This is a genomic window from Kushneria sinocarnis (assembly GCF_003633775.1).
Lineage (GTDB): Bacteria > Pseudomonadota > Gammaproteobacteria > Pseudomonadales > Halomonadaceae > Kushneria > Kushneria sinocarnis.
The window spans coordinates 274,959-300,518 of record NZ_RBIN01000005.1; the positions used below are offsets into that span (position 1 = coordinate 274,959).

The 25,560-nt window shown below is 67.0% G+C and carries 19 protein-coding genes; 14 read left to right on the forward strand and 5 right to left on the reverse strand.

Annotated features, from left to right (window positions below; translation table 11 throughout):
- Positions 1-51 precede the first annotated feature (51 nt).
- Entirely contained in the window at positions 52-1,308 is a 1,257-nt protein-coding gene (locus C7446_RS09940; RefSeq protein WP_121172951.1) for a DUF445 domain-containing protein, read from the forward strand.
- Here the strand turns inward: C7446_RS09940 and mmuM are convergent.
- Positions 1,301-2,269: a homocysteine S-methyltransferase gene (gene mmuM / locus C7446_RS09945; protein WP_121172952.1), complete on the reverse strand. Its 969-nt coding sequence runs from the start codon at positions 2,267-2,269 to the stop codon at positions 1,301-1,303. The two genes, C7446_RS09940 and mmuM, sit on opposite strands and share 8 nt — an antisense overlap.
- Before the next feature lie 228 nt (positions 2,270-2,497).
- On the opposite strand from mmuM, the gene C7446_RS09950 reads away from it, so the two are divergent.
- The 4 genes from C7446_RS09950 (at position 2,498) to C7446_RS09965 (ending at position 7,690) form a co-directional block, all read left to right on the forward strand.
- Positions 2,498-4,084, forward strand: a complete 1,587-nt coding sequence (locus C7446_RS09950) for a peptide MFS transporter (protein ID WP_121172953.1) — start codon at positions 2,498-2,500, stop codon at positions 4,082-4,084.
- Positions 4,085-4,103: 19 nt separating this feature from the next.
- On the forward strand, positions 4,104-5,924 hold the full coding sequence (locus C7446_RS09955) for an aminopeptidase P family protein (RefSeq protein ID WP_121172954.1): 1,821 nt from the start codon (positions 4,104-4,106) through the stop codon (positions 5,922-5,924).
- 161 nt (positions 5,925-6,085) lie between these two features.
- Positions 6,086-7,270 (forward strand): cobalamin-independent methionine synthase II family protein, encoded by a 1,185-nt coding sequence (locus C7446_RS09960; RefSeq protein ID WP_121172955.1) that lies wholly within the window; start codon positions 6,086-6,088, stop codon positions 7,268-7,270.
- A gap of 75 nt (positions 7,271-7,345) precedes the next feature.
- Complete coding sequence (locus C7446_RS09965) at positions 7,346-7,690, forward strand: DUF427 domain-containing protein (RefSeq protein WP_121172956.1); 345 nt, start codon at positions 7,346-7,348, stop codon at positions 7,688-7,690.
- A 7-nt stretch (positions 7,691-7,697) separates the two neighbouring features.
- On the opposite strand, the gene C7446_RS09970 is transcribed toward C7446_RS09965, so the two are convergent.
- On the reverse strand, positions 7,698-8,903 hold the full coding sequence (locus C7446_RS09970; protein ID WP_121172957.1) for a PQQ-dependent sugar dehydrogenase: 1,206 nt from the start codon (positions 8,901-8,903) through the stop codon (positions 7,698-7,700).
- A gap of 166 nt (positions 8,904-9,069) precedes the next feature.
- Between C7446_RS09970 and gltB the strand changes: the two genes are divergently transcribed.
- The 4 genes from gltB to C7446_RS09990 all read left to right on the forward strand — a co-directional run bounded on the left by gltB (position 9,070) and on the right by C7446_RS09990 (position 16,852).
- A complete protein-coding gene (gene gltB, locus C7446_RS09975; RefSeq protein ID WP_121172958.1) occupies positions 9,070-13,593 on the forward strand; it encodes a glutamate synthase large subunit in 4,524 nt (1,507 codons plus the stop codon).
- Complete coding sequence (locus C7446_RS09980; RefSeq protein ID WP_121172959.1) at positions 13,590-15,080, forward strand: glutamate synthase subunit beta; 1,491 nt, start codon at positions 13,590-13,592, stop codon at positions 15,078-15,080. The genes gltB and C7446_RS09980 overlap by 4 nt, the downstream gene beginning before the upstream one ends.
- Positions 15,081-15,307: 227 nt before the next feature.
- Positions 15,308-15,844, forward strand: a complete 537-nt coding sequence (locus C7446_RS09985; RefSeq protein WP_121172960.1) for an Hsp20 family protein — start codon at positions 15,308-15,310, stop codon at positions 15,842-15,844.
- Positions 15,845-16,333: 489 nt separating this feature from the next.
- Positions 16,334-16,852, forward strand: coding sequence for an Hsp20 family protein (locus tag C7446_RS09990; protein WP_121172961.1), 519 nt, complete (start codon positions 16,334-16,336; stop codon positions 16,850-16,852).
- A gap of 87 nt (positions 16,853-16,939) precedes the next feature.
- On the opposite strand, the gene C7446_RS09995 is transcribed toward C7446_RS09990, so the two are convergent.
- Positions 16,940-18,082 (reverse strand): aldo/keto reductase, encoded by a 1,143-nt coding sequence (locus C7446_RS09995; RefSeq protein WP_121172962.1) that lies wholly within the window; start codon positions 18,080-18,082, stop codon positions 16,940-16,942.
- A gap of 243 nt (positions 18,083-18,325) precedes the next feature.
- On the opposite strand from C7446_RS09995, the gene dcm reads away from it, so the two are divergent.
- Complete coding sequence (dcm, locus tag C7446_RS10000; RefSeq protein ID WP_121172963.1) at positions 18,326-19,720, forward strand: DNA (cytosine-5-)-methyltransferase; 1,395 nt, start codon at positions 18,326-18,328, stop codon at positions 19,718-19,720.
- Positions 19,721-19,748: 28 nt separating this feature from the next.
- Here the strand turns inward: dcm and C7446_RS10005 are convergent, their stop codons facing one another.
- Positions 19,749-20,417, reverse strand: a complete 669-nt coding sequence (locus C7446_RS10005; RefSeq protein WP_121172964.1) for a GntR family transcriptional regulator — start codon at positions 20,415-20,417, stop codon at positions 19,749-19,751.
- 233 nt (positions 20,418-20,650) lie between these two features.
- On the opposite strand from C7446_RS10005, the gene C7446_RS10010 reads away from it, so the two are divergent.
- The 4 genes from C7446_RS10010 (at position 20,651) to C7446_RS10025 (ending at position 24,776) form a co-directional block, all read left to right on the forward strand.
- Positions 20,651-21,694: a 4-hydroxythreonine-4-phosphate dehydrogenase PdxA gene (locus C7446_RS10010; RefSeq protein ID WP_121172965.1), complete on the forward strand. Its 1,044-nt coding sequence runs from the start codon at positions 20,651-20,653 to the stop codon at positions 21,692-21,694.
- 44 nt (positions 21,695-21,738) lie between these two features.
- On the forward strand, positions 21,739-22,689 hold the full coding sequence (locus C7446_RS10015) for a Bug family tripartite tricarboxylate transporter substrate binding protein (RefSeq protein WP_121172966.1): 951 nt from the start codon (positions 21,739-21,741) through the stop codon (positions 22,687-22,689).
- 88 nt (positions 22,690-22,777) lie between these two features.
- Entirely contained in the window at positions 22,778-23,251 is a 474-nt protein-coding gene (locus tag C7446_RS10020; protein WP_121172967.1) for a tripartite tricarboxylate transporter TctB family protein, read from the forward strand.
- Positions 23,252-23,255: 4 nt separating this feature from the next.
- Entirely contained in the window at positions 23,256-24,776 is a 1,521-nt protein-coding gene (locus C7446_RS10025; RefSeq protein ID WP_121172968.1) for a tripartite tricarboxylate transporter permease, read from the forward strand.
- Between the two features lie 108 nt (positions 24,777-24,884).
- Here C7446_RS10025 and rhtB read toward each other — a convergent pair whose 3' ends face one another.
- Entirely contained in the window at positions 24,885-25,508 is a 624-nt protein-coding gene (gene rhtB, locus C7446_RS10030) for a homoserine/homoserine lactone efflux protein (RefSeq protein WP_121172969.1), read from the reverse strand.
- Positions 25,509-25,560 lie beyond the last annotated feature (52 nt).

A 25,560-nucleotide genomic window follows, 5' to 3' on the forward strand; every position in this document is an offset into this window, starting at 1 on the left:
TGCCTTCACCCACCTTTCGCCATCAATATCGAGGTTGCCTTGCAGGACGCCATGCCGAATCGTCGAAGGATCGCCACGCTCTCCCTGCTGGCGGCGCTGATCCTGTATCTCACCAGCCTCTGGCTGGAAGGGCGCTGGCCGGGCATGAGCTACCTGGCCGCCTTTGCCGAAGCGGCGATGATCGGCGGCATCGCCGACTGGTTTGCCGTCACTGCGCTGTTTCGCCATCCGCTGGGGCTGAAGATTCCGCACACCGCCATCATCCCGCGCAACCGCCAGCGCATCGGGCGCAGCCTCTCGGGATTCATTCGCGAGAACTTCCTCTCCGAGCGCTATGTGCGCGACTCGGTACGCCGCTTCGATCTCGCCGGGGCGCTGATCGACTGGCTCGACCGCCCCGATCGCCGCGCCCTGGTCAGTGCCAGCGTCGCCCGCTTTACCGTGGCCTCGCTGTCGGCGCTGCGCCAGGAGGCCGCCCGCGACTTCCTCACCCACACCCTGCGCTACCATCTGGGCCGGCTGGATACCGCCCGCATGCTCGGTGCCGGCCTGTCGGTGCTGGCGGCCGAGGGGCGCCATCAGGCGCTGCTCGATGATTCGCTGGCGAAGCTGTCGCGCTGGCTGGAAGACGAGGCGCACCAGGAGCAGGTCAAGACCTTCATCACCGATACCGTGTTCAAGCTGTTCAACCCGCGCATCATGGGGCGCGAGGTCAGCTTTCACCGGCTGGCCGGCTGGGTGGTCAACGAGCGCATCGTCGAGCAGAGCGCCCGGCTCATCAGCGAGGTCAGCGCCGACCCCGAGCACCCGCTGCGCCGCCACCTCGATGAGCAGTTCCAGGCCCTGATCGAGCGCACCCGCAGTGATCAGCGGCTGGCGCGCAAGCTTGACGGACTGCGCGACGAGCTGCTCGACAACGAGCGCCTCACCCGCTATCTGGGCGCGATCTGGGAGGACATGGTGGCCTGGCTCGAGCGCGATCTGGCCCGCGAGGACTCCGAGATGCGCGGCCACTTCGAGAACTTCCTGGTGCACTACACCCGCTCGCTGCGCCGGGACGAGGCCGCCCGGCGCTGGCTCAACGAGCAGGCCGAAACCGTGCTGCCGGCGCTGGTGGAGCGCAACGGCCCGCGCATCGATGCCTATATCCAGCGCTATCTCGACAGCCTCGACACCGCCGAGATCGTCGAACAGATCGAGAAGAACGTCGGCAACGATCTGCAGTACATCCGCATCAACGGCACCCTGGTAGGCGGCCTGATCGGCCTGGCCATCCACGTGCTGACCCAGCTGCTGCCGTTCACCTGAGGCGTCGGCGCTGCGCGGCGATGGCGCGGATATCCTCGGGCGTGGTGCGACAGCAGCCACCGATGATCGCGGCTCCGGCAGCCTGCCACTGCCGGGCCAGCTCGCCAAAGGGCGACGTGCCGGCCGGTGGTGTCGCCTGCGGCTGCCAGCCACCCTGGTGCGGATCATAGTGCTCGCCGGCGTTGGGGTAGACGATCACCGGGCGATCGCTGACCGCACGGATTTCGCCGATGAGCTCGCCGACATGGTGCGGCGCGGTGCAGTTGACGCCGATCGCCACCACCTGCGGACACTCGGCAAGCAGCGCGGCACAGTCGCGGATCGGCGTGCCGTCACTGATATGCCTCGCATCCCGGGTCGTGAAGCTCACCCAGGCGCGCGCGCCGGGAAACTCCGGCAGCAGCCGACTCAGCGCCCGCGCCTCGCCCAGCGACGGCAGCGTCTCGATCGCCAGCAGATCAGGGCGTTCGCTCATGAGTGCCGCCAGCCGCGGCCGGTGAAAGGCCTGCAGGGTCCGCTCATCATCGGTGTAGTCGCCACGATACTCGGAGCCATCGGCCAGCGCGGCGCCATAGGGCCCCACCGAGGCCGCCACCAGCGGCCGGGGCCGGCAGTCATCGGCGTGCGCACGCCGGAAGTCATCGCGCGCCCGGCGGGCGAGTGCGACCGAGCGGCGGATCAATCGCAGCGCCTGCTGCTCGCTCACCCCATGACGGCGAAAGCCCTCCAGCGAGGCCTGATAGCTGGCGGTAATGGCACAGTCCGCGCCGGCCTCGAACCAGGCGCGGTGCACCCGGGTAATGGTCTCGGGCGCCTCGCGCAGCAGCCGGGCCGACCACAGTGCGTCATTGAGTTCGAAACCGATGCGTTCGAGCTCGGTCGCCAGCGCGCCGTCGAGCACCATGAAGGTGAAGCGCTCGAGCACCGCATCCAGCGCGCTCGGCAGGGGGGATCGTGCCATCTGTTGCGCCTCCCGATCGGCTGTACACTCAAGGTTCTCCCTGCCCACCAGAGTGCCACGCCCGCCACAAGGCGACCATGGTCCGGGTGGTGACGACCCCGTGACCTCCGGCAGGCTGGCGCGTTGTCACTCGGCTCGGGCATCATGCGCGCCCACGGCTCACAAGGCCAACGCAGCCGATGCTTCAGGCACCCCCTGACTGACTGGTACCACAAGGGCTACACGCTTATGCACTCTCCCACCGACACCCCCGACTCCACCCGGGACCGGGGCTTTCTCGGGCACCCCCGCGCACTGGGGCCGCTGTTTTTCACCGAAATGTGGGAGCGCTTCTCCTACTACGGCATTCGCCCGCTGCTGGTGCTGTTCATGGCCGCCACCCTGCACGATGGCGGGCTGGGCTTTGCGCGCGATACCGCCTCGGCCATCGTCGGCATCTATGCCGGCGCCATCTATCTCTCTGCCCTGCCCGGCGGCTGGCTGGCCGACAACTGGCTGGGCCAGCGCCGCGCGGTGTGGTACGGCTCGATCCTGATCTCGCTGGGCCATCTGTCGATCGCCCTCTCCGCCGCCTGGGGGGCGACGATGTTCTTCATCGGGCTGCTGTTCATCGTGCTCGGCTCGGGGCTGTTCAAGACCTGCATGTCGGTGATGGTCGGCACCCTCTATGACGAGGGCGATGCGCGCCGCGACGGCGGCTTCGCCATCTTCTACATGGGCATCAACCTGGGGGCGCTGCTGGCGCCGCTGTTCACCGGCCTGCTGATGCGCCAGTACGGCTGGCACTGGGGCTTCGGCATCGGCGGACTGGGCATGCTGGTGGCACTGCTGATCTTCCGGCTGTGGGCCATTCCCGGCCTCCGGCGCGCCGATGAAGTGCGCGGCCGCGCTGCCAGCTGGGACGCCCCCGCCGTTGCCCGGCGCGGCGTCGGCTACTGGGTCAGCGGGCTGGCGATTGCGCTGGCCGCCTTCGTGGCACTGGTCGCCATGGGCGCAATCAGTCTCGATCCGGTCGCCATCGCCGAGGCCATGACCAGCGTGATCATCGTCTGTGCGCTGGGCTATTTCGTCTATCTGTTCGCCTTCAGCGGACTGGATCGCGAGGAGCGCATCCGGGTGGCGGTCTGTTTCGTGCTGATCATGGCGGCCGCCTGCTTCTGGGCCTCGTTCGAGCAACAGCCCACCTCCTATAACCTGTTCGCCCGCGACTATACCGACCGCACGCTGTTCGGCTGGGAGATGCCCACGGTCTGGTTCCAGTCCTTCAATCCGCTGTTCATCATCCTGTTCGGCCCGCTGTTCGGCTGGCTGTGGCCGGCGCTGGGACGACGCGGCCGGGAGCCCGGCAGCCCCGCCAAGTTCGTGATCGGCCTGCTGCTGGCCGCCGGCGGCTTCGGCCTGATGATGCTGGCCGCCGAACGGGTACTGAGCAGCGGTGGCGCGGTGAGTGCCGGCTGGATCACCCTCAGCCTGCTGCTGCTGACCCTCGGCGAGCTCTGTCTGAGTCCGGTGGGACTGTCGACCATGAGCGCCCTGGCACCGCGGCAGATGCGCGGTCAGGTGATGGGGCTGTGGTTCACCGCCTCGGCACTGGGCAATCTGGTCGCCGGACTGATCGGCGGGCACGTCAATGCCGATGAACTGGGCCAGCTGCCCGAGCTGTTCGGACGCTGCGCGGTGGCGCTTTTGATCTGTGCGCTGATCCTGACACTGCTGATCCGGCCGATCCGGCGTATGCTGAAGGGCAATCCGATCGTTGATCCGGCTGCCGTGCAGCACGGTGCAACCACCTCGTCATCGAACGCCCATCACTGAACCACCGGAGCCGAGCGACATGCCCCAGACCGAGACGCCCGCGACCCCCGCCGAACGCCTCGCCGCCCTGCGCACCGCCATGCAGGCGCATGGCTTCGATGGCTGGTGGATCCCTTCCTCGGACCCCCATCTCTCGGAGTACCTGCCCGAGCACTGGCAGGGGCGCGCCTGGCTTTCCGGCTTCGACGGTTCGGTCGGCACCCTGGTGGTGACGCAACACGCCGCCGGCCTGTGGGTCGATAGTCGCTACTGGGTACAGGCCGAAGCGCAGCTGGCCGGCAGCGGCATTGAGCTGATGAAGCTGCAGCCCGGCCAGGCGCAGGCGCCGATCCGCTGGCTGGCCGGTGAACTGGCACGCGGCGCCACGGTCGGCTGCGACGCCGCCGTGGTCTCGCTGACCAGCGCCCGCCAGCTGGAGGCGACGCTGGGCGAGCACGGCATCACCCTGCGCACCGATCACGACCTGCTCGACGAGATCTGGCCGGATCGTCCGGCGCTGCCGCAGGCGCCGGTCTACGCCCATCCCGAGGCGTACGTCGGTACCCGCCGGCGCGACCGGCTCGCCGCACTGCGCGAGGCGATGCGCGACCACGGTGCCGACTGGCACCTGCTCTCCACGCTCGATGACATCGCCTGGCTGACCAATCTGCGCGGTGCCGATGTCGACTACAACCCGGTGTTTCTCGCCCACATGGTGATCGGCCGCGACCGCGCCACCCTGTTCATCGCCCCCGGCAAGCTCGACGAGCCGCTGCGCCGGGCGCTGATCGACGATGGCATCGAGGTGGCCGACTATCAGGCGACGGGCGACTACATCGCCGCCCTGACACGCGATACCCGGGTGCTGTTCGACCCCGACCGGGTCACCCTGGCGCTGACCCGGGCACTGCCCGACGGGGTGGCGCCGGTCGAGGCGTATCAGCCCACCAGCCTGGCCAAGGGGCGCAAGTCCGAGGCCGATCTCGAGCATGTGCGCCACTTCATGGCCCAGGACGGCGCGGCGCTGTGCGAGTTCTTCGCCTGGCTGGATGACGCCCTGGCACGGGGCGAGGCGCTGACCGAGCTGACCATCGACGAGCGCCTGACCGCGGCCCGCGCAGCGCGCGAGGGCTTCGTCTCGCGCAGCTTTCCCACCATTGCCGGCTTCAACGCCAACGGGGCCCTGCCGCACTACCGCGCCACCGAGCAGACGCACTCGGCGATCACCGGCAACGGCCTGCTGCTGATCGACTCCGGCGCCCAGTACCTCGGCGGCACTACCGACATCACCCGAGTGGTGCCGATCGGCGAGATCACCGCCGAGCAGCGTGCCGACTTCACCCGGGTGCTCAAGGGCACCATCGCGCTGTCGCGGGCGCACTTCCCGCGCGGCATTCCCGCCCCGCAGCTCGATGCCATCGCCCGCGCGCCACTGTGGGCCGCCGGGCTGGATTACGGTCACGGCACCGGCCACGGCGTGGGCTACTTTCTCAATGTCCATGAAGGCCCCCAGGTGATCGCCTGGCAGGCGGCCAGCCGGGCCCAGACCGCGATGCAGCCGGGCATGATCACCTCGATCGAACCGGGGCTCTACCGGCCGGGCCAGTGGGGCATTCGCATCGAGAATCTGGTCGCCAACCGTCCGGCGGCAGCGAGCGAGTTCGGTGACTTCCTGCAGTTCGAGACGCTCACCCTCTGCCCGATCGATACCCGCTGTATCGAACGCTCGCTGCTCACCCGCGAGGAGATCGCCTGGCTGGACGACTACCACGCCACGGTCTGGGAGCGACTCTCACCGCTGCTGAGCGGCGCCGCCCGCGCCTGGCTGGAGGAGAGCACCCAGGCACTCGGCCGGGGCTGATCGACCGGTGTCATGACCATCACGGTTTTTCATGAAATTCATTCATGTTGCGGCCGGCTGATCTTCACGGTGTCGATGACGTCGGAGACTTATCCTGAAGGCACTCATGGGAGCCGGCCGAGGGTCGGCACCCCGCTCACGCTTTCAACAGGCCATGACCCATGCAATACAGCCACGACCGCATCCTGACCACCCATACCGGCAGCCTGCCGCGCCCCCGCTCGCTCTCCGAGCTGCTGGTCCGGCGCGAACAGCACAAACCGTTCGATCAGACGGCGCTTGCGCGCGAGATCGAGCAGGGGGTGGCTCAGGCGGTGCGGGATCAGCTCGATGCCGGACTGGATATCATCAACGACGGCGAGGCGCCGCGGGTCGGATTTTCCACCTACGTGATCGAGCGCATGACCGGCTTCGGCGGCGAACAGCGCCGCAAGCCGGCACTGGACATGCAGCGCTTCCCCGGTTATGCCGACCACATGGCCCGCCAGATCGGGGTCGCGGAGGATCTGGCACGGGTCTGGAATACTGCCGAGGCGCAGCGGGCGGTGCACTACGAGGATTCGCTGGCCGGTGTCTCCGCCGAGCTGGCCGCGTTCGACCATGGCCTGAAGCAGCAACACGCCCGGCCGACGGAAACCTTCATGACCGCGGCCTCACCGGGCGTGGTCACCACCACCATGCTGCGTGCTGCCGACAATCCGGATTACCCCACCGATCGCGACTATGTACTGGCGGTCGCCCGGGAGATGAAAAAGGAGTATGACGCCATCATTGCGGCGGGCCATCTGCTGCAGCTCGACGCGCCCGATCTGGCCATGGAGCGGGTGATCATGTTCGGTGACCAGCCGCTGGGGAGCTTTCTCGAACGGGTCGAACTGCATGTCGAGGCGATCAATCTGGCACTCGCCGACATTCCGCCGGAGAAGGTGCGCCTGCACGTCTGCTGGGGCAACTGGCAGGGGCCGCACCAGGATGATGTGCCGGTCGCCGAACTGCTGCCGCTGCTTTATCAGGCGCAAGTCGGGGCGCTCAGCATTCCGCTCGGCAACCCGCGTCACGAGCACGAGAGTGTCTCCTTTCGCACGCATCCACTGCCCGAGCACATGCTGCTGATTCCCGGCGTCATCGATGTCACCACCAACTATCTCGAACACCCCGAGGTGGTTGCCAATCGCCTCTGCGCCGCGGCCGACGCCGTCGGTGACCGCGAGCGGATCATTGCCGGCACCGACTGCGGCTTCGGCACCTTTGCCAGTTACGAGTTCGTGGCCCCCGATGTCGCCTGGGCCAAGCTGGGCGCACTCAGCGAGGGTGCCGCGCTGGCCTCGCAACGGCTGTGGGGATGAACGCTTGTGTCCTGCGAGCAGGGCCGCGATGCTCGCAGGACACACGTCTGCTGACACCAACCGGAGCATGGCAGCATGATCCACAATCCCGAAGGACGTATCACGCTACACCCGCATAACCGACGCGTTCGCGTCTGGCTCGGTGAGGTGCTGCTCGCTGACAGCCGCCGCGCCATCGAACTGCGCGAGACGGACTATCCACCCCGGCAGTATCTACCGCGTGAAGACGTTGAACTCTCCCGCCTTTCGGGTTCGGCCACCGCCACCTTCTGCCCGTTCAAGGGCCACGCCCGCTATCTTGCCGATCACGAGGGCACGGATATCGCCTGGAGCTACGAGACGCCCTTTGCGTTCGTCGCTGATATCCGGGAGCGGCTGGCCTTCGCTGGTGAGCAGATCACGGTAACCATCGACGACTGAGTCATGCTCAGGACGATTCGGGCGTGACCCGAATCAGCCGGCCATCGCGCTGGTCGGTCAGCACCCAGAGCGCGCCATCCGGCCCCCGGGCGACATCGCGAACCCGGCCGAGCTCCTCCAGCAGCCGCTCCTCACCGCTGACCCGTTCACCATCGAGCGCCAGGCGCACCACGCCACCGGGGCTGAGCGAGGCGATCAGCAGATTGCCCTGCCACTTTGCAAAGCGATTGCCGGTATAGAAGGTCATGCCGCCGGGCGCGATCACCGGGTCCCAGTAGTAGATCGGCTGTTCCATCCCCTCGTGCTGCGTGATGCCCTCGCCGATCGGCGCACCGGAATAATCCTCGCCATAGGTAATCACCGGCCAGCCGTAGTTGTGCCCCGCTGCCGGCCGGTTGAGCTCATCGCCCCCACGCGGGCCATGCTCGATGGTCCAGAGCGCCCCGCTGTCGGGATGCAGCGCCGCCCCCTGGATGTTGCGATGACCGTAGGACCAGATCGTCGGGCGGGCATCGTCGCGACCAACAAAGGGGTTATCGTCGGGACTCGAGCCATCGCGATTGATGCGCACCACCTTGCCCAGTTCGCTCTCGAGCGACTGCGCCTGCTGACGCGGCTCGGGCAGCGAACGCTCGCCAAGGGTGATGAACAGATGGCCCTCGCCGTCGGGGATGACCCGGGAACCGAAGTGCCTGGTGGAGTCCCAGTCGGGCTGCTGGCGAAAGATCGGCTGCACCTCGCTCAGCCGGCTGCCGTCGGCGGAGAGTGTGGCCCGTGCCACTGCCGTACCGTTCCTGCCATGCTCGCGCGGCTCGGCATAGCTCAGATAGAGCCGGCGGTTCTCGGCAAACCCGGGGTCGAGCGCGACATCGAGCAGTCCACCCTGGCCGCGCGCATCGACCTCGGGCACCCCCGCAATCGGCTCGGAGACGGTGCCATCGGCCGTGATCAGCCGCAGTCGACCCGGCCGTTCGGTCACCAGCATGCCGCCCTCGGGCAGAAACGCCATCCCCCAGGGGTGGACAAGGCCCTCGGCTACCACCTCGGTCTGCAGTTCGACCGCCGACTGCATGGCAGGCGCCCGGGTCTGACCGGGGAAGGCGGGCTGCTGATCGGGCGCATTGGGGGGCGGGGTCTCCACCGGCGCACCGCGGGCGGCAAAGGCAGGGGTCAGCAGCAGGCTCAGGGAAGCGGCAAGCAGGACAGCACGCATGGACAGGACTCCTCGAGGGATCGCGATACTCCCCACGCTAGCACCCTCCCTGCAGGTGCGGGTGGCATGCCAGGCCTGACTTCAGCTGTCGCTTATACCCCCTGTCAGGCCCGGAGTGCTGTTCTATGCTGAAAACAATGTGACCGGAACTGGCGGGAGCTCGCCAATGACGCACGAGGAGAATCGCAGCACGCAGAGTCTGTTTGATCCGCGTGCCGGCCATGCCCACTGCGGGGTGGGTACCGTGGTCAACCTGCGGGGCGAAAAGAGCCATGGCCTGATCGAGGACGCCCTGCGCGTCCTGCATAACCTGGACCATCGCGGCGCCCGTGGCGCCGACGAAAGCACCGGTGACGGCGCCGGCATCCTGCTGCAGAAGCCCCACCGCTTCTTCGCGGCCACCATCGACGCGCTGCCGGAGGCAGACGGCTACGGCGTCGGTCAGCTGTTTCTGCCCCAGCATGACGAGCGCCGCGGGCAGCTGATCGAGCTGATCGAACGGGTCGCCGGGGAGGAGGGATTTCGCCTCCACCACTGGCGCCGGGTCCCCACCGCAGGCGAGCGCATCGGCCGAACGGCGCGCGCCGTTGAACCGGTAGTGATGCAGCTGTTCGCGGTGCCGGAATCGCCGCTGGCACCCGAGGCTCTCGATGTGGCGCTCTACGTGCTGCGCTGTCATATCCAGAACGAGGCCCGCGAGCGGGGACTGGAAGGCAGCGGTACCGAGCTTTTCTACATCTGCAGCCTCGACCGGCGCACCCTGGTCTACAAGGGCATGCTGACCTGCAGCCAGCTGGTCGAGTACTACCCCGATCTCTCCGATGAGCGCGTGGAGAGCGCGCTGGCACTGGTACACTCGCGCTTCTCCACCAATACGCTGGAGGCGTGGGATCTCGCCCATCCCTATCGCTGCGTGGTACACAACGGCGAGTTCAATACCCTGCGCGGCAACATCAACTGGATGCGCGCCCGCGAGGGCTCGCTCGCCGGCGGGCGGCTGGAAGGCGCCATCGACCGCATCCTGCCGGTACTCGCCGAGGAGGGTCAGAGCGACTCCGCCGACTTCGATCACGTGCTGGAACTGCTGATGGTCGGCGGGCGCTCGATGCCCCATGCCCTGCGCATGCTGATTCCCGAGGCGTGGGAGCAGAACGCCGACATGGAACAGGCGCGGCGCGATTTCTACGACTACCACAGCTGTCTGATCGAACCCTGGGACGGTCCGGCGCTGGTGGTCGCCACCGATGGCGAGCGGGTCGGCGCCGTGCTCGACCGCAACGGCCTGCGTCCGTGCCGCTACAGCCTGACCGACGATCAGCTGATCATGGCCAGCGAGACCGGCACCCTGGAGACGCCGTTCGAGGAGATCCGCAGCCAGCACCGGCTGCGGCCGGGGCAGATGCTGCTGGCCGATACCGCCGCCGGGCGACTGGTGCCGGAAGCGGAGATCTTCGATCAGCTCACCCACGCCCGGCCGTGGGGCGAGTGGCTGGCACGCGAACGCCTGACGCTGGATGAGCTGGCCGCCGACACGGCGACCGCATCGCCCGAGCCTCGCGAAGGCGAGGATGTCGGCACCCTGCAGTGCGCCTTCGGCTATACCCAGGAAGGGCTGCGGGTGCTGCTGGCGCCGATGGCCGACGAGGGCAAGGATCCGCTCGGCGCGATGGGCAACGACACCCCGGTGGCGGTGCTCTCTGCCCAGCGCAGGCCGCTGTACAACTACTTCATCCAGCAATTTGCCCAGGTGACCAACCCGCCGCTGGACTATCTGCGCGAATCACTGGTGACCTCGCTGGGCGCACATCTGGGCGCCCAGCGCGACCTGCTGGAGCAGACACCCGAACACTGCCGACGCATCCGGCTCGCAGGGCCGATCCTCGATCATCGCGGCTGGCAGACACTGCGCCGGCTCGACCGACCCGGCCTGCAGGCCCGCCAGATCGACACCACCTATCCCCCCGGCAGCGGGCTGGAACAGGCGCTCGAACGCATTCGTGGCGAGGCCGAAGCCGCCATCGATGACGGCGTCAGCCTGGTGGTCCTCGATGATCGCAACGTGAATGCCGAGCGCGCGGCGGTCCCCTCACTGCTGCTCGCCGGCGCGCTGCACCATCGTCTTACCCGGGTCGGCAAGCGCAGTCGGGCCTCGCTGATCATGGCAACCGGCGAAGCCTTTGCGGTGCACCATATCGCCACCCTGGTCGGCTACGGCATCGATGCCCTTTATCCCTGGCTGGGCTACGAGAGCATCAGTGCGCTACGCGATGCCCGTTTCATCGAAGGCGACGATGCCACCCTCGAGCAGCGCTATCGCGAGGCGCTGGAGGATGGGCTGCTCAAGGTGATGTCGAAGATGGGCATTTCCACCCTGGAGGGTTACAAGGGCGCCCAGATCTTCGAGGCGATCGGTCTCGACCAGGCCTTTGTCGATGCCTGGTTCCCCGGTACCACCGCTCACATTCCGGGGGTGGGCCTGGCCACCATCGAGCACGAGTGCGAGGAGCAGCACGCCATCGCCTTCAGCGATCGCATCGCCGGCAACCTGCCGCTCCGCCAGGGGGGCGACTTCTACTGGCGGCGCGATGGTGAGCTGCACCAGTGGAATCCGAGCTCGATCGGCTTTCTCCAGCACGCCGCACGCGAAAACGACGCCGCCAGCTACCGGCGCTTCGCCGACACCATCAACGACCAGGCCTGGCAGCTGCAGACCCTGCGCGGGCTGCTCGATTTCGACATCGACCCGGCGCGCTCGATTCCACTCGAGCAGGTAGAGCCGGTGGCGTCGATCCTGACGCGCTTCGCCACCGGCTCGATGTCGTTCGGTGCGCTGTCGCGCGAGGCGCACGAGGCGATGGCGATCGCCATGAACCGGATCGGCGGCAAGTCCGGCAGCGGCGAAGGCGGCGAGCAGGTGGAGCGCTTCGGCACCGAGGCCGAGAACTCGATGAAGCAGTGCGCCTCGGGGCGTTTCGGCGTCACCGCACAGTATCTGGCTTCAGCGCGCCAGATCGAGATCAAGATGGCCCAGGGTTCCAAACCCGGTGAGGGTGGCGAACTGCCCGGCGGCAAGGTCGGCGAGGAGATCGCCGAGGTGCGCTTCACCGTCCCCGGCGTGGGGCTGATCTCGCCGCCGCCGCACCACGATATCTACTCGATCGAGGATCTCGCCCAGCTGATCCATGATCTCAAGTGCGCCAACCCCGAGGCCGAGATTCACGTCAAGCTGGTCTCGAAGGCCAACGTCGGCACCATCGCCGCCGGGGTGGCCAAGGGGCGCGCCGAAGCCATTCTGATCTCGGGCGACTCCGGCGGTACCGGGGCCTCGAAGAAGACCTCGATCAAGCACACCGGCACGCCATGGGAGCTGGGCCTGGCCGAAACCCACCAGGCGCTGATGGCCAACCGGCTGCGCTCGCGGATCAGGCTGCGCACCGACGGCGGCATCAAGACCGGCCGTGACGTGGCGATTGCCGCCCTGCTGGGCGCCGAGGAGTTCGGTTTCGGCACCGCGCCGATGGTGGTAGTGGGCTGTCTGATGCTGCGCAAGTGCCACTGCAATACCTGTTCGGTGGGCGTGGCGACCCAGGATCCGGAGCTGCGAGCCAGGTTTGCCGGTGCGCCGGAGCACATCATCACCTATCTGCGCTTCGTCGCCGAGGAGCTGCGCGAGCTGATGGCCGAGCTGGGCTTCGCCACGGTGCACGAGATGATCGGTCGCTGCGATCGCCTGAAACAGCGCGACTTCCACCACCCGCGCGGGCTCAGCCCGGACCTGTCGGCCCTGCTGCACCGCGAACAGAGCGATGACACGCCCTATCACTGCCGCGAGCAGCATCATCAGCTCGACGAGAAGCTCGACAATCAGCTGATCCAGCGGGCAGCGCCGGCGCTCGATTACGGCGAGGCGTTGCGTCTCAGCGCCCGGGTGGTCAATCGCGACCGCAGCGTGGGCACGCTGCTCTCCTCAACGGTGGTCCGGCGCCACCCCGACGGGCTGCCCGAGGACACCCTTCATGTTGATCTCACCGGCACCGCCGGGCAGAGCTTCGGTGCCTTTCTCGTTCGCGGCATCAGCCTGCATCTTGCCGGCGATGCCAACGACTATGTCGGCAAGGGACTCTCCGGCGGCCGATTGAGTGTGCGGGTACCGGCGGCGGGGTACAGCGCCGCGGGCAACGTCATCATCGGCAACGTGGCGCTGTTCGGCGCCACCAGTGGCCAGGCGTACTTCAACGGCATGGCCGGCGAGCGCTTCTGCGTACGCAACTCCGGCGCCCTCACGGTGGTCGAGGGTGTCGGCGATCACGGCTGCGAATACATGACCGGTGGCGTGGCGGTCATCCTGGGCGACTGCGGACGCAACTTCGGCGCCGGCATGAGCGGCGGCGAGGCCTATGTGTTCGACGAGCACGAGCGACTCGACGCTCATCTCAATCCGACCCTGGTCAGCGCCCACCCGCTGGAAGAGGAGCGCGATATCGCGCTGGTGCAGCGGCTGCTGCACAACCACCATGTCTACACCGGCAGTCAGCGCGCCCGGGCCCTGCTGGATGACTGGGACAATGCCCGGCACCGCTTTCGCAAGGTGGTGGCCGATGACTATGCCCAGGTGGTCGCCAACAACCTGCGCGACGGCCGCGACATCCGCACGGCACTACCGGCGCCTGCCCAAGAGGCTGCGGCATGACCGAACGACACCCCAACGGCTTTCTGAAACACGAACGTCAGCCGATCGGCAAGCGTCCGCCCGACGAGCGGGTACAGGACTATCAGGAGATCTACGCACCGGTGTGGCAGGAGGATCAGCTGCGCGAGCAGGGCGAGCGCTGCATGGACTGCGGGGTGCCGGCCTGCATGGGCGGCTGCCCGATCGGCAACCTGATCCCGGAATGGAACGATCTGGTTTATCGCGGGCTGTGGCGCGAGGCGCTGGATCGGCTGCACGCCACCAACAACTTTCCCGAATTTACCGGCTACACCTGCCCGGCGCCCTGCGAACCGGCCTGCACGCTGGCCTATAATGCCGACCCGGTGACCATCAAGGATATCGAGCGCGCCATCGTCGACCGGGGCTGGGAGATGGGCTGGATCACGCCCCAGCCACCGACCCGACGCAGCGGCCGGAGCGTAGCCGTGATCGGCAGCGGCCCGGCCGGGCTGGCCTGCGCCCAGCAGCTCAACCGGGCCGGTCATCGGGTCAGCGTCTTCGAGCGCAACGACGCCATCGGCGGGCTGATGAGCCGCGGCATTCCCGATTTCAAGTTCGCCAAGTATCAGGTCGCCCGCCGGGTCGGCCAGCTCGAGGCCGAGGGCATCGAGTTTCACACCGGCGCCCGGATCGGCGTCGATCCCGATCTGGCCCGGCTCAACGAGCGCTTCGATGCCGTCTGCCTGGCGATCGGCGCGCTCGAGCACCGCAATGTCGAACTGCCCGGGCGCGAGCTGGCCGGCATCCACTTCGGCATGGACTACCTGACCGCCGAGAACCGCCGCCAGGCGGGCGGCCGCGGCTCGGATGACGACACCAACCACGCCCGCGATCGCCATGTGGTGGTACTCGGCGGCGGCGATACCGGGGCCGACTGCGTGGCTACCGCGCACCGCCAGGGCGCGGCCAGCGTGGTGCAGGTCAGCGTGCGCGCCCGGGCCCCCGGCGAGCGACCGGCGGACAACCCCTGGCCGCTGCAGCCGAAAACCTACAAGCGCACCTATGCCATCGACGAGGGCGGCGAAGAGGCCTTTTCGCTGGATGTGACCGCCTTTCTCGACGAGGACAATGATGGCCGGGTGGATGTCCTGCTGGCCGATCGGGTCGAGTGGACACTGGACGAGCACGGCCGGCGCGTCGATCGTACCGTCACCGAGGCCGGTGTCCGCCTCGCGGCAGACCTGGTGCTGATCGCGATCGGCTTTACCGGCCCGGAAGCGAACGATTTCGCTGCCAGCGGTCTGGCGCTGACCCGCCAGGGCACCTTCGTGACCGATGACACCATGATGACCTCACGGGAAGGCATCTTTGCCACCGGTGACGCCCGCCGCGGGCAGTCGCTGGTGGTCTGGGCGATCGGCGAGGGACGCGACGCCGCCCGCCATATCGACAGCTGGCTGACCGGCCGCCCCTCCCGCCTGCCGGCCAGTCTGCAGACCCACAACCCCCCTACCGAGGCGGGGTGATCCCGGTCCCGGTGCCAAGGCACCGGGACGCTCTTGTGCCCCGCTCGACGGTGACCGACTCGCCCGGAAAATTTTTTGCCGGGCGCGCTTGAATCCGGTTTCCGCGACCCTATTTAACATAACGTCGCGGATGAAAGTGCCCGACCGGGACTTCGCCGGAGACCGCCGAACGCCGCGTCAGCGGGTCGGCGCATGTAGAACTTCGCTGATATTTCGGGAGGTTTATCATGTCCACCATGTCACTGAGCCCGCTCTTTCGTCGCAGCATCGGCTTCGACCGGCTCAACGATCTGTTCGAATATGCCATGCACAATGACGTGCCGAGCTACCCGCCCTACAACGTCGAAAAGCACGGCGACAACGACTACCGCATCGTGATCGCCGCGGCCGGCTTCAGCGAGTCGGAGCTGGCCGTCGATGTCGAGAACCGCCTGCTGACCGTCAGCGGCGGCCGGGAGAATGACGGCGCCGGCACCGAGGGGGTCAACGCCGGCGAACAGAGCCCGGTCACTTATCTGCATCGCGGCATCGCCAGGCGTGCGTTCCGGCTCTCGTTCCGCCTTGACGAGAACATCGATATCCGCGGCGCCCGCTTCGAGAACGGCCTGCTGATGATCGACCTGCTGCGGCTGGTGCCCGAGCAGCAGCGTGCTCGCCAGATTCCGATCAACGGTAGCGACACAGAGCAGCTCAGCGAGCGCTCGTCGGATTCGCTCGAGGTGCAGGGCAGTACCAGCCCCAGCGAGACGGCTGCCACTGCCTGAGGCGAACGGCACATGACCGGTGCCGGCAAGCGGGCCGGTCACTGCCGCTCTGCGACTGCAGCCGGGTAACATCGGCAGCAAGCGAGGCCCCGTCGGCAACGGCGGGGCCTTTTGCATGCCCGATCCATCGACGGGCCCTTGCCGCCATGAACAGTGGATCATATGGCAAACAGGCTGTTATGCCAGACCAATCGACTGCGATAATCGCTGCAATATGGTTAAAAACTTTCCATACCACGGCCCGGGCACTATACTGGGGAAATATCAAGGGTAATCCCTGATCTGCCTGCCATTACCGTCAGCGCAGCGCAGTGCATCCCCGAACTGAGGTTGTGTGACGTCAGCGACAGGATCACCTCCGGCAACAGCGCAATACGCCACGGCAAGCGGATAACCGCCACGGGTTATCCGGCGCGCTGCTGACCGATGCCGCACGGTCAAGCAGGCAATCGATGAACCGGACCCGCATTCCGACTCAAGAGGTCTCTCATGGCATCGCTTGCTTTTACTCCATCGCTGTCCGAAAACGGTACTGCCACGCCCCTGCCTGACCCCATCGCTGCCGCCCGTCGCGGTGAGGCCCCGGGGCCGCTGCCCTGCGATATCGAGCAGGACAGCGACAACGACTACCGGCTGACCGTCCCCGCCACCGGACTGAGCGGCCGGGATCTGTCGATCCGGGTCGAGGAGCATGTGCTGACCATCAGCTCCCGGCCCGAGGATGACCGGCGCGACCGCTCGGCCATCCGGCTTTATCGCGGTATCGAGCGTCAGCCGTTCGAACTCGCCTTCCGGCTGGATGACCACATCAGCGTGCGCCGGGCACGACTGGCCAACGGTCTGCTGAGTCTCGAACTCCATCGCGGTGCCACCGAAGCGCCGCGCGAGCAGCGGGTCGTGGTCAACTCGGGCGCTGACACCACCGTACGTCAGCGTCTCTCGCGCATTCGTCCGCTGCGCGGCACCCGGCGCAGCCGCTTGGCCCATCTGGGTGCGACCGACGAATAGGCTGTCGACTGGCCATGACGGTATCAGCAAGAGGCCCCGCCGGTTGGCGGGGCCTTTTTTGAGGTCACTTCACCGGATCTTCACGCCTCAGCCCGGCGTGGGCGCTGACTCGTGGATCAGTCCTTCGCTTTTGAGGGTCTGCCAGAATTCGGCCGGGATATCGGCCTGCATCGACTGCTGATTCGCCCGCGCCTGGTCGGCATTGCGGGCCCCCGGAATGGTCGCCGCCACCACATCCGGCGCGGCGGTGAACTGCAGTGCGGCAGTGCGCAGATCGGTGCCGTGGTCGCGGGCAATCCGGCTCAGCCGATCCCGCTGCTGACGGTAGCCCTGGGGGATATCGGTGCTGTACATCCAGTGGTTGGTACCGGCGAGAAAGCCCGAGCCCAGCGGCGCGCCGATCACCAGGGGCACCCCGGCCTGGCGGGATTGCGGAAACAGCCGGTTCAGGGCGTCCTGATGATTGAGCAGGGTATATTGGGTGGCCTGCAGGATCACATCCGGATCGGCCTGTTCAATGGCCGCCAGCGAGGGCTCGATATCGTTGACGCCCATGCCCCAGCCACCGATGATGCCCTCCTCGCGCATGCGGGTCAGTTCCGGCATGGCGCCCTTGAGGGCCGTATCCAGATACTGTTTCCAGTCGTCACCCAGGTCCTTGTTACTGGGTGCCAGATCATGGATATAGACCAGATCGATCTTGGGCACCCCGAGACGCTGCAGACTGTCCTCCACCGAGCGACGCACCCCTGCGGCGGTATAGTCGTAGCGGTAGTTGAAGTTGAGATTGCCCTTCCAGATGCCGACTTCATCCACCGAGGCATCGGGCATCAGCAGTCGACCCACCTTGGTCGACAGCACGTACTCCTCCAGCGGCTTGTCATCCAGAAAATGGCCCAGCCGCCGCTCCGAGAGCCCCAGCCCGTACCAGGGCGAGGTATCGAAGTAGCGCGTGCCCCCCTGCCAGGCCGCCACCAGCATGGCCTCGGCCTGATCATCGGGGGTGACCTCGAACATGTTGCCGAGCTGGGTGCCGCCCACGCCATACTGCCACTTCGGCGGAAAGCGCTTCATGGCCAGCGGCGGGTCGGCCGGCAGCGCCGGATTGCCGCTGCCGGGCGCCTGGCCGGCGGAGTGCTGGCCGTTGCCCGCGGCCAGCGCCTTCGAACCGACCGTGGTGGCGGCAGCCGTGATGGCTGCCCGAGTCAGGAATTCGCGACGGTTACTCATGCACTCTCCCTTGGCCGAGCTTGCAGGTACACCGCAGCGACTGCCGCCGAAGTCGCCCCCGACGGGCTCCATGGCGTCGCCTGCAGTGAGGATGCGAAGAATCAATCCCAGCCTGGCTGACCGGGCGTGGTCAGGCCAGCCGCCCTTCGCGCGGAGCGCATATCGTGAAAGGCGGCTCGCCATGACGCGTCTGGTGGCATAAAGTAGTGCTCTTTCGTCACACCCTTGACCCAGAGTAGCCCGATGGCCTCTTCCAAAGCCGCCCTTAGCGCGCCCTCGCCGGCCGATGAGCTGGATGATCGCACCCTGCTCGAGCGGGTACTGGCGATCCACGATCAGCGGCGGATTGCCGAGATACTCAACGAGGTCACCCCCGAACGCTGGTGCCGCGAGACCATCAACCGCTGGCTCCGCGGACGCGCCACGCCGCGGCTGTCACACGCCGAGCACCGCCGCCTGCAGCGTCTGCTGCCCACCCCGCCCACCACCACGCCGGCGTTTCGCTTCATCGACCTGTTCGCCGGTATCGGCGGTATCCGCCGCGGCTTCGATGCCATCGGCGGCGAGTGCGTGTTTACTTCCGAGCGCGATCGTTTTGCAGTGCGTACCTATCGCGCCAACCACTACTGCCACCCCGAGCGTCACCGCTTCAACCTCGATATCCGCGACATCACGCTCTCCGCCCGCGAGGAGATCGACGAAGACACCGCCTATCAGCACATCGATGATGCCATTCCCGACCACGAGGTGCTGCTGGCCGGCTTTCCCTGCCAGCCGTTCTCGCTGGCCGGGGTCTCGAAGAAGAACTCGCTGGGGCGCAAGCACGGCTTCGAATGCGATGCCCAGGGCACGCTGTTCTTCGATGTCGCCCGCATCATTGCCGCCAAGCGGCCGCCGGCGTTTGTGCTCGAGAACGTCAAGAATCTCAAGAGCCACGATGGCGGCAAGACCTTCCGGGTGATCATCGAGGCGCTCGACGAGCTCGGCTATGAAGTGGCTGACGGCGAGGCGCCGAAGGGGCGCGATCCCAAGGTGATCGACGCCCGCCACTTCCTGCCCCAGCACCGCGAGCGCATCGTGCTGGTCGGCTTCCGGCGTGATCTGAACGTTCATCAGGGCTTCACCCTGCGCGATCTCGAACAGGTCATGCCCGAGCGGCGGCCGAGCTTCGGCGCGCTGCTCGATGCGCATGTCGATGAGCGCTACATCCTCTCGTCGAAGCTGTGGCGCTATCTCCATGACTACGCCCGCAAGCATCGCGAGAAGGGCAATGGCTTCGGCTTCGGCCTGACCGGCGCGCAGGACATCGCCCGCACCCTGTCGGCGCGCTATCACAAGGACGGCTCGGAGATCCTGGTCGATCGCGGCCTCGACCCGGCGCAGGCATTCGACAGCCCGCACAATCAGGCCCACCGGCCGCGGCGGCTCACGCCCCGCGAGTGCGCCCGGCTGATGGGCTTCGACGGCCCCGGAGAGGCAAACTTCGTGATTCCGGTCTCCGATACCCAGGCCTATCGGCAGTTCGGCAACTCGGTGGCAGTGCCGGTATTCGAGGCCGTGGCGCGGCTGATGGCGCCGCGCCTGATGAGCGCGCTGGCCGGCCAGTCATGGCCACCGGCCGGTGGAATCGACAGCTGACGGCTGGCCGGGCGCCGCGCAACGCGCCCTATACCATGTCGCGCACCCGCTCCCAGGCATTGCCCAGATGCTCGCCGATGGCGGCAGTCAGGGCCTGGGCATCGCGGCGCTCCAGCGCCGTCATCATGGCCTCGTGCTCGGCAATGGCGGCTGCCCAGAGTTCGGGGCCGTCATGGCCGATGAAGCGAATGCGCTTGAGCCGGGCCTGCAGCGAGGCGTGGGTCTGAATCAGCGGCTCGTTGTCGGACAGCGCCACGATGGCCGTGTGGATCTGCTGGTTGGTCTTGTAGTAGTCGAGCCGGTTGCCATCGCGATAGAAGGCCATCATGCGGTCGTGCAGCTCGCGCACCTCGGCAATGTCGTGCTCCCCGGCGCTCTCGCAGGCCAGCCGCGCTGCCAGCTCCTCCAGCGAGCGGATCAGCACCAGCATGTCGTGCACGTCCTTCACCGAGAAATGCCTCACCCGGGCCCCGCGTTGCGGCACCAGCTCGACCAGCCCTTCGCTGGCCAGCGAACGCAGGGCTTCGCGCAGCGGTGTGCGCGATACACCCAGCGTCTCGCACAGCGGCGCTTCGAAGATACGCTCGCCCTGGGCCAGTTCGCCTTCGATGATCAGGTCACGCAACCGCCCGACGATGGCATCGTGAAGCGAATGACGCGAAATATGTGATGCCGCACCGTTGTGTTGCCGGGTCATGATGCTCCTCTGAATCCTGGCCGTGACTGCCTACTGGGGCCGTCTCCACGCCATTGCACGCCGCTGCGCGGCCTGCTGCAAGTCCTGGCGTTTGTTCCTGCGTCTTCTGCCACCAAAGGCCAGGCCGGCAGGCGGACAAAGGCGACCAACGTATAATGTATACATTATGCATTCGGGCGCAGGCTGTTTTCCAGCGCAACCTTATTCCCCTGCTGCTTCGGAGAACACCGTACATGTCCCAGCCCATGGCCCCCAACTCCCACCATGAACGCCCCCTGATCGCGCTGGCAATGGGCGATCCGGCCGGCATCAGTCCCGAGCTGACCGCCCGGCTGGCTGCCGATCAAGCCGTCCACGACGCGACCCGAGTGGTCATCATCGGCGATCGTCGGATCTTCGATGAGGGCGCCCGCGCGGCCCGGCTCGCTCCCGAGCTGACACAGACCACCCTCTCGGCCCTGCGCAGCGGCAACGTCGAGAGCCCGGCCTTCATCGACCTCGGCCACCTGGCCTGCGAGGACATCGAGCGCGGCACTCCCTCGCTGGCCGGCGGTCGTTTCGCCTCCCGCAACTTCAATGAGGCACTGGCGCTGGCCGATGCGGGCCATGTCGAGGCGGTCTGTTTCACGCCCTTCAACAAGCAGGCGATGCGCTACGCCAATCCCGATTACGACGACGAGATCCGTTTCGTCGCGCGTGCCGTCGGCTTCGAGGGCAAGGCGCGGGAGTTCAATATCCTGGAAAACATCTGGAATGCCCGGGTGACCTCGCACATTCCACTCTCGCAGGTGGCCGCATCGCTGAGCGAGGCGAGCATCATCGAGGAGCTGGCGCTGACCCATCAGTGTCTGCAGCAGGCCGGTATCGACGCACCGCGCATCGCCGTTGCCGGGCTCAACCCCCACGCCGGCGACGGCGGCAACTTCGGCAGCGAGGAGGAAGAAATCATCGCCCCCGCCGTCGAGCGTGCCCGCGCTCGGGGCATCGAGGCGGTAGGCCCCTTCCCGGCCGATACCGTGTTTCTGCGCGCCACCCGCGAGGGGTATCACGCCGTGCTGACCATGTACCACGACCAGGGGCAGATCGCCATGAAACTGATGGGCTTCGACAGCGGCGTGACCATGCTGGGCGGCTTTCCCTTCCCGGTCTGTACTCCGGCCCACGGCACTGCCTACGACATCGCCGGGCGCGGCATTGCCGACATCGGCGCTTCGCGCCAGGCGCTGCTGCTGGCAGCCCGCATGAGCATGGCCGCCCGCCGCCAGACCACGGCCTGAGCCCCTTCTACCGATTCCTCGGACATCCGATACCGGAGGCAACAATGAAAACCCGCGTACTGACAGTCGGGCTGATCGCCCTGGGCATGACCGGCCTGGCCCAGGCCGCAGACTTTCCCGACGAGACTATCGAAGTGGTGACCCACTCCGGTGCCGGTGGCGGCACCGATCTGACCGCCCGCGCCATGATGCGCTCGGTGGAACCGGTGCTGGGCACCGACATGGTAGTGGTCAACAAGCCCGGTGGTGCCGGCGACGTGGCGCTGAACTATATCGACGAGCGCCCGGCGGATGGCTACACCCTGCTGACCTGGACCACCGGCCACGCGGTCCGCCAGGCGAAGGCCGGCGAGACCGAGGCGACCGGCCTGATCCCGATCGCACGCGCCACCAACGATCCCCAGGTGCTGATGACCCAGTGCGGCCAGTACGACGATGCCCGCGCCTTCATCGACGCCCAGAAGGAGGCGTCACTGCGCTACGGGGTCACCCACGTGGCCAACATCGACGACGTCTCGGCCTTCATGTTCGGCAAGGCGGCCGGCATCCAGCAGCCGGATATCGTCTCCTTCAAGGGCGGAGGCGACCTGCAGACCAACCTGATCGGCGGCAACATTGATGTCGCGGTGCTCAACTACGGCGAGGCGACCTCGCAGATCAAGGCGGGCAAGATCTGCCCGATGGTGGTCATGGCCGACACGCCGCTGAGCGAGGCGCCGGATGTCGCTACCACCGATGAGCTGGGCATCGATGCCGACTACGCCACGGTCCGCGGTTTCGCGGTGAAGGAAGGCACGCCGCCCGAGGTGGTCGAAAAGCTGCGCTCGGCCCTGATGGAAGGCATGCAGGATGAGCGGTTCGGCAAGTTCCTGAGCTCGACCATGGGGCTTGATCCGCAGGAGTCGGTCGCCGGCCACGAGACCTGGGGCGAGCAGATGGACAGCTCGGTCGCCAGGATGCATCAGGCCCTGACCGAACTCGGCTACATCCAGTAAAGCGTATCGGACGCCAACCACCGACGGCGGCCGGAGTACGGGCCGCCATCAGGCATCCGCCGGATGCCGGCAGAGCGAGGTTTCCCCCATGCGAAACGCTCATACATTCCGCCTGGCAGTGCCCCTGCTGATCGCTGCGCTGCTGGCCGTGCTGGCTTTCATGCAGAGTTTCGGCTTCGACACCGTGCCCGCCATTCTGGCGAAGGGGCTGCAGCCCGCCACCTTCCCGCGACTGATTACCGGGCTGGTGCTGGTACTGGCAGTGATGGCCTTCATCCATGATCTGCGCCACCCACCCGAGTCGCCCACTGGACTGCCAAACGTCTTTTATCTGTCGGTACTGCTGCTGGCGATCTTCGGTGCCCTGGTGGCCGCCGGTCTCTTTCTGCTGGCCCTGATGGCCGCCACCCTCGGTGCCTCGCTTTTGTGGGGCGAACGTCGCCCGCTGGTCCTGATCAGCCTGGCGCTTGCGCCGCTAATGGCCATCGTGCTGTTCGACATCGTCCTTGAAGTCAGGTTTCCGCGCAGTCCGCTGCTGAACCTTTATTATCGGTGGAGCTGACACCATGAGCGATCTTCTCCTTTCGGGTCTCTCCGCACTCAGCGATCCCGACCTGCTGCTGCTGATCGTGATCACCACCCTGGCCGGCACCGTGATCGGGGTCCTACCGGGACTCAGCGGCACCACCGGCGCCGCGCTGGCGCTGCCCTTCACGCTGACCATGGACCCCATCTCGGCAGTCGTGGTGCTGGCCACCATCTACGGCTCTTCCACCTTCGCCGGCTGCATCACGGCCATCCTGATCAACACGCCGGGCACCTCCGCTTCGGCCACCACCTGCCTGGACGGCTACCCGCTGGCCCGAAATGGCGAGGCCGGCCGGGCGATCGGCGTGGCCACCCTCTCCTCCTGCTTCGGCGGCGTGATCAGCGTCATCTTCCTGCTGTTCGCCGCCCCGCTGCTGGCAGGGATCGCCTATCAGTTCGGCCCGCCGGAGTACTTTGCGCTGGCAGTCTTCGGCCTGTCGATGCTCGCCACCATCGGCGGCGGCTCGGCGGCCAAGAACCTGATTGCCGGCTGCTTTGGCGTGCTGCTCTCCACCGTGGGCGTCCACATGATGACCGGCGTCGAGCGCTATACCTTCGGCAGCGGAGCCCTATACGACGGGATCGGCTTCGTGCCGGTGATGATCGGCCTGTTCGGCATCGCCGAATTCCTGCGCCAGTCCACCGAGCTGGGGCTCAAGCGTAACGTCATCGGCATGCGCGCCACCCGCCTGCCGTCGTGGGCGGACCTCCGGCGCATCCGCAATACCGTGCTGCGCTCCACCGGCATCGGCACCTTTGTCGGCGTGCTGCCGGCCGAGGGCGCCACCATCGCCTCGATGATCAGCTACAACGAGGCGCGGCGCCATTCGAGCAACAAGCAAAACTTCGGCAAGGGCGAAATCGAGGGGGTAGCCGCCTCGGAAGCGGCCAACAACTCGGCGGTCGGGGGCTCGCTGGTGCCGACCCTGGCACTCGGCATCCCCGGCAGCCCCACCGCCGCCATCATTCTGGCCGGTCTGCTCGCCCAGGGCGTGCAGCCGGGGCCGACGCTTTTCAACGAGCAGGGCAATCTGCTCAGCGCACTCTTTGCCGCGCTGCTGGTCGCCAATTTCCTGTTCATCCTCGTGGGTCTGGGCGGCGCCAGGTTCTATGCCCGCATCACCCAGGTGCCGGTCCCCATCCTGTGGCCGCTGGTGTTCATGTTTTCGATCATCGGCGCCTACGCCATTCGCCAGTCGGTGTTCGATATCTACGTGACCCTGGCCTTCGGCCTGATCGGCTTTCTGATGCAGCGCTACGGCTTCTCGGTGGTTTCGCTGGCGATCGGTCTGGTACTGGGGGTCATGGTCGAGCAGCGGCTCGGCCAGAGCGTGGCGATGTTCAATGGCGACTGGTGGCTGATGTTCACCCGCCCCATTGCGCTGGCGTTCTTCATTCTGACCTTCCTGAGCCTGGCAGGACCGCTTCTCGCTGCCTGGCGGCACCGGCTGAAGCGCTCATCCCGCCACCACCGGCACGAGCGCGAGGCGAGCTCCTGAGCGCCGACCCGCCCTGCCTGCCCCGTGCCCCGGCCCTCGCCGGGGCACAACGCCTCGCGGCCGAAGCCGGAGGCGCGGTATATCGCATCAAGGCCGTAACCGCCCGGCTCAGGTGCGATAGCTGGCCAAAAGCCCTGCGACAAGAATGAAAAGTCCACCGAACAGCCGGTTGAGCAGCCTCTGCTGGCGCGGCGAGCGCAGCCAGCCGGCGATCACGGTGGCCAGCCCGGCGAAACCGCACATGACCAGGATATCGACACCGATCATGATCACGCCCATCACGGTAAACTGCAGGGGCCGTGGCAGGTTCGGGTCGAGAAACTGGGGCAGCAGGGCGATCAGGAAGATGGTTGCCTTGGGGTTGGTGACATTGACCAGCACGCTGGTGGCAAAGCGCCTCAAGGCCGGTTCGTCGGCTCCGGCCATCCCGCTCTCGTCGGGCGAGACCGTCCGCTCGCGCCACTTGGCCACGCCCAGATGAAGCAGATAGACCACCCCGCCCCATTTGATCAGCGCGAACGCCAGCTCCGAGGAGGCGAGCAGCGTCCCCAGCCCCACCCCCACCACCAGCAGCTGGATCCCCAGCCCGGCCTGCAGCCCGAGAATCGCCGGCAGCGTCCGCTTCAGGCCGTAGCGCAGCCCGTTGGACATGGTATTGATCGCCCCTGCCCCGGGGGTAATGCTGATCAGCAGTGTGGCGGCCAGAAAGGCCCAGAAGAGTTCCGGTGACATGGTGGCGTGACTCGGACCGGGAGAGAGGGAAGGCCCATCATACGCCCGGCAC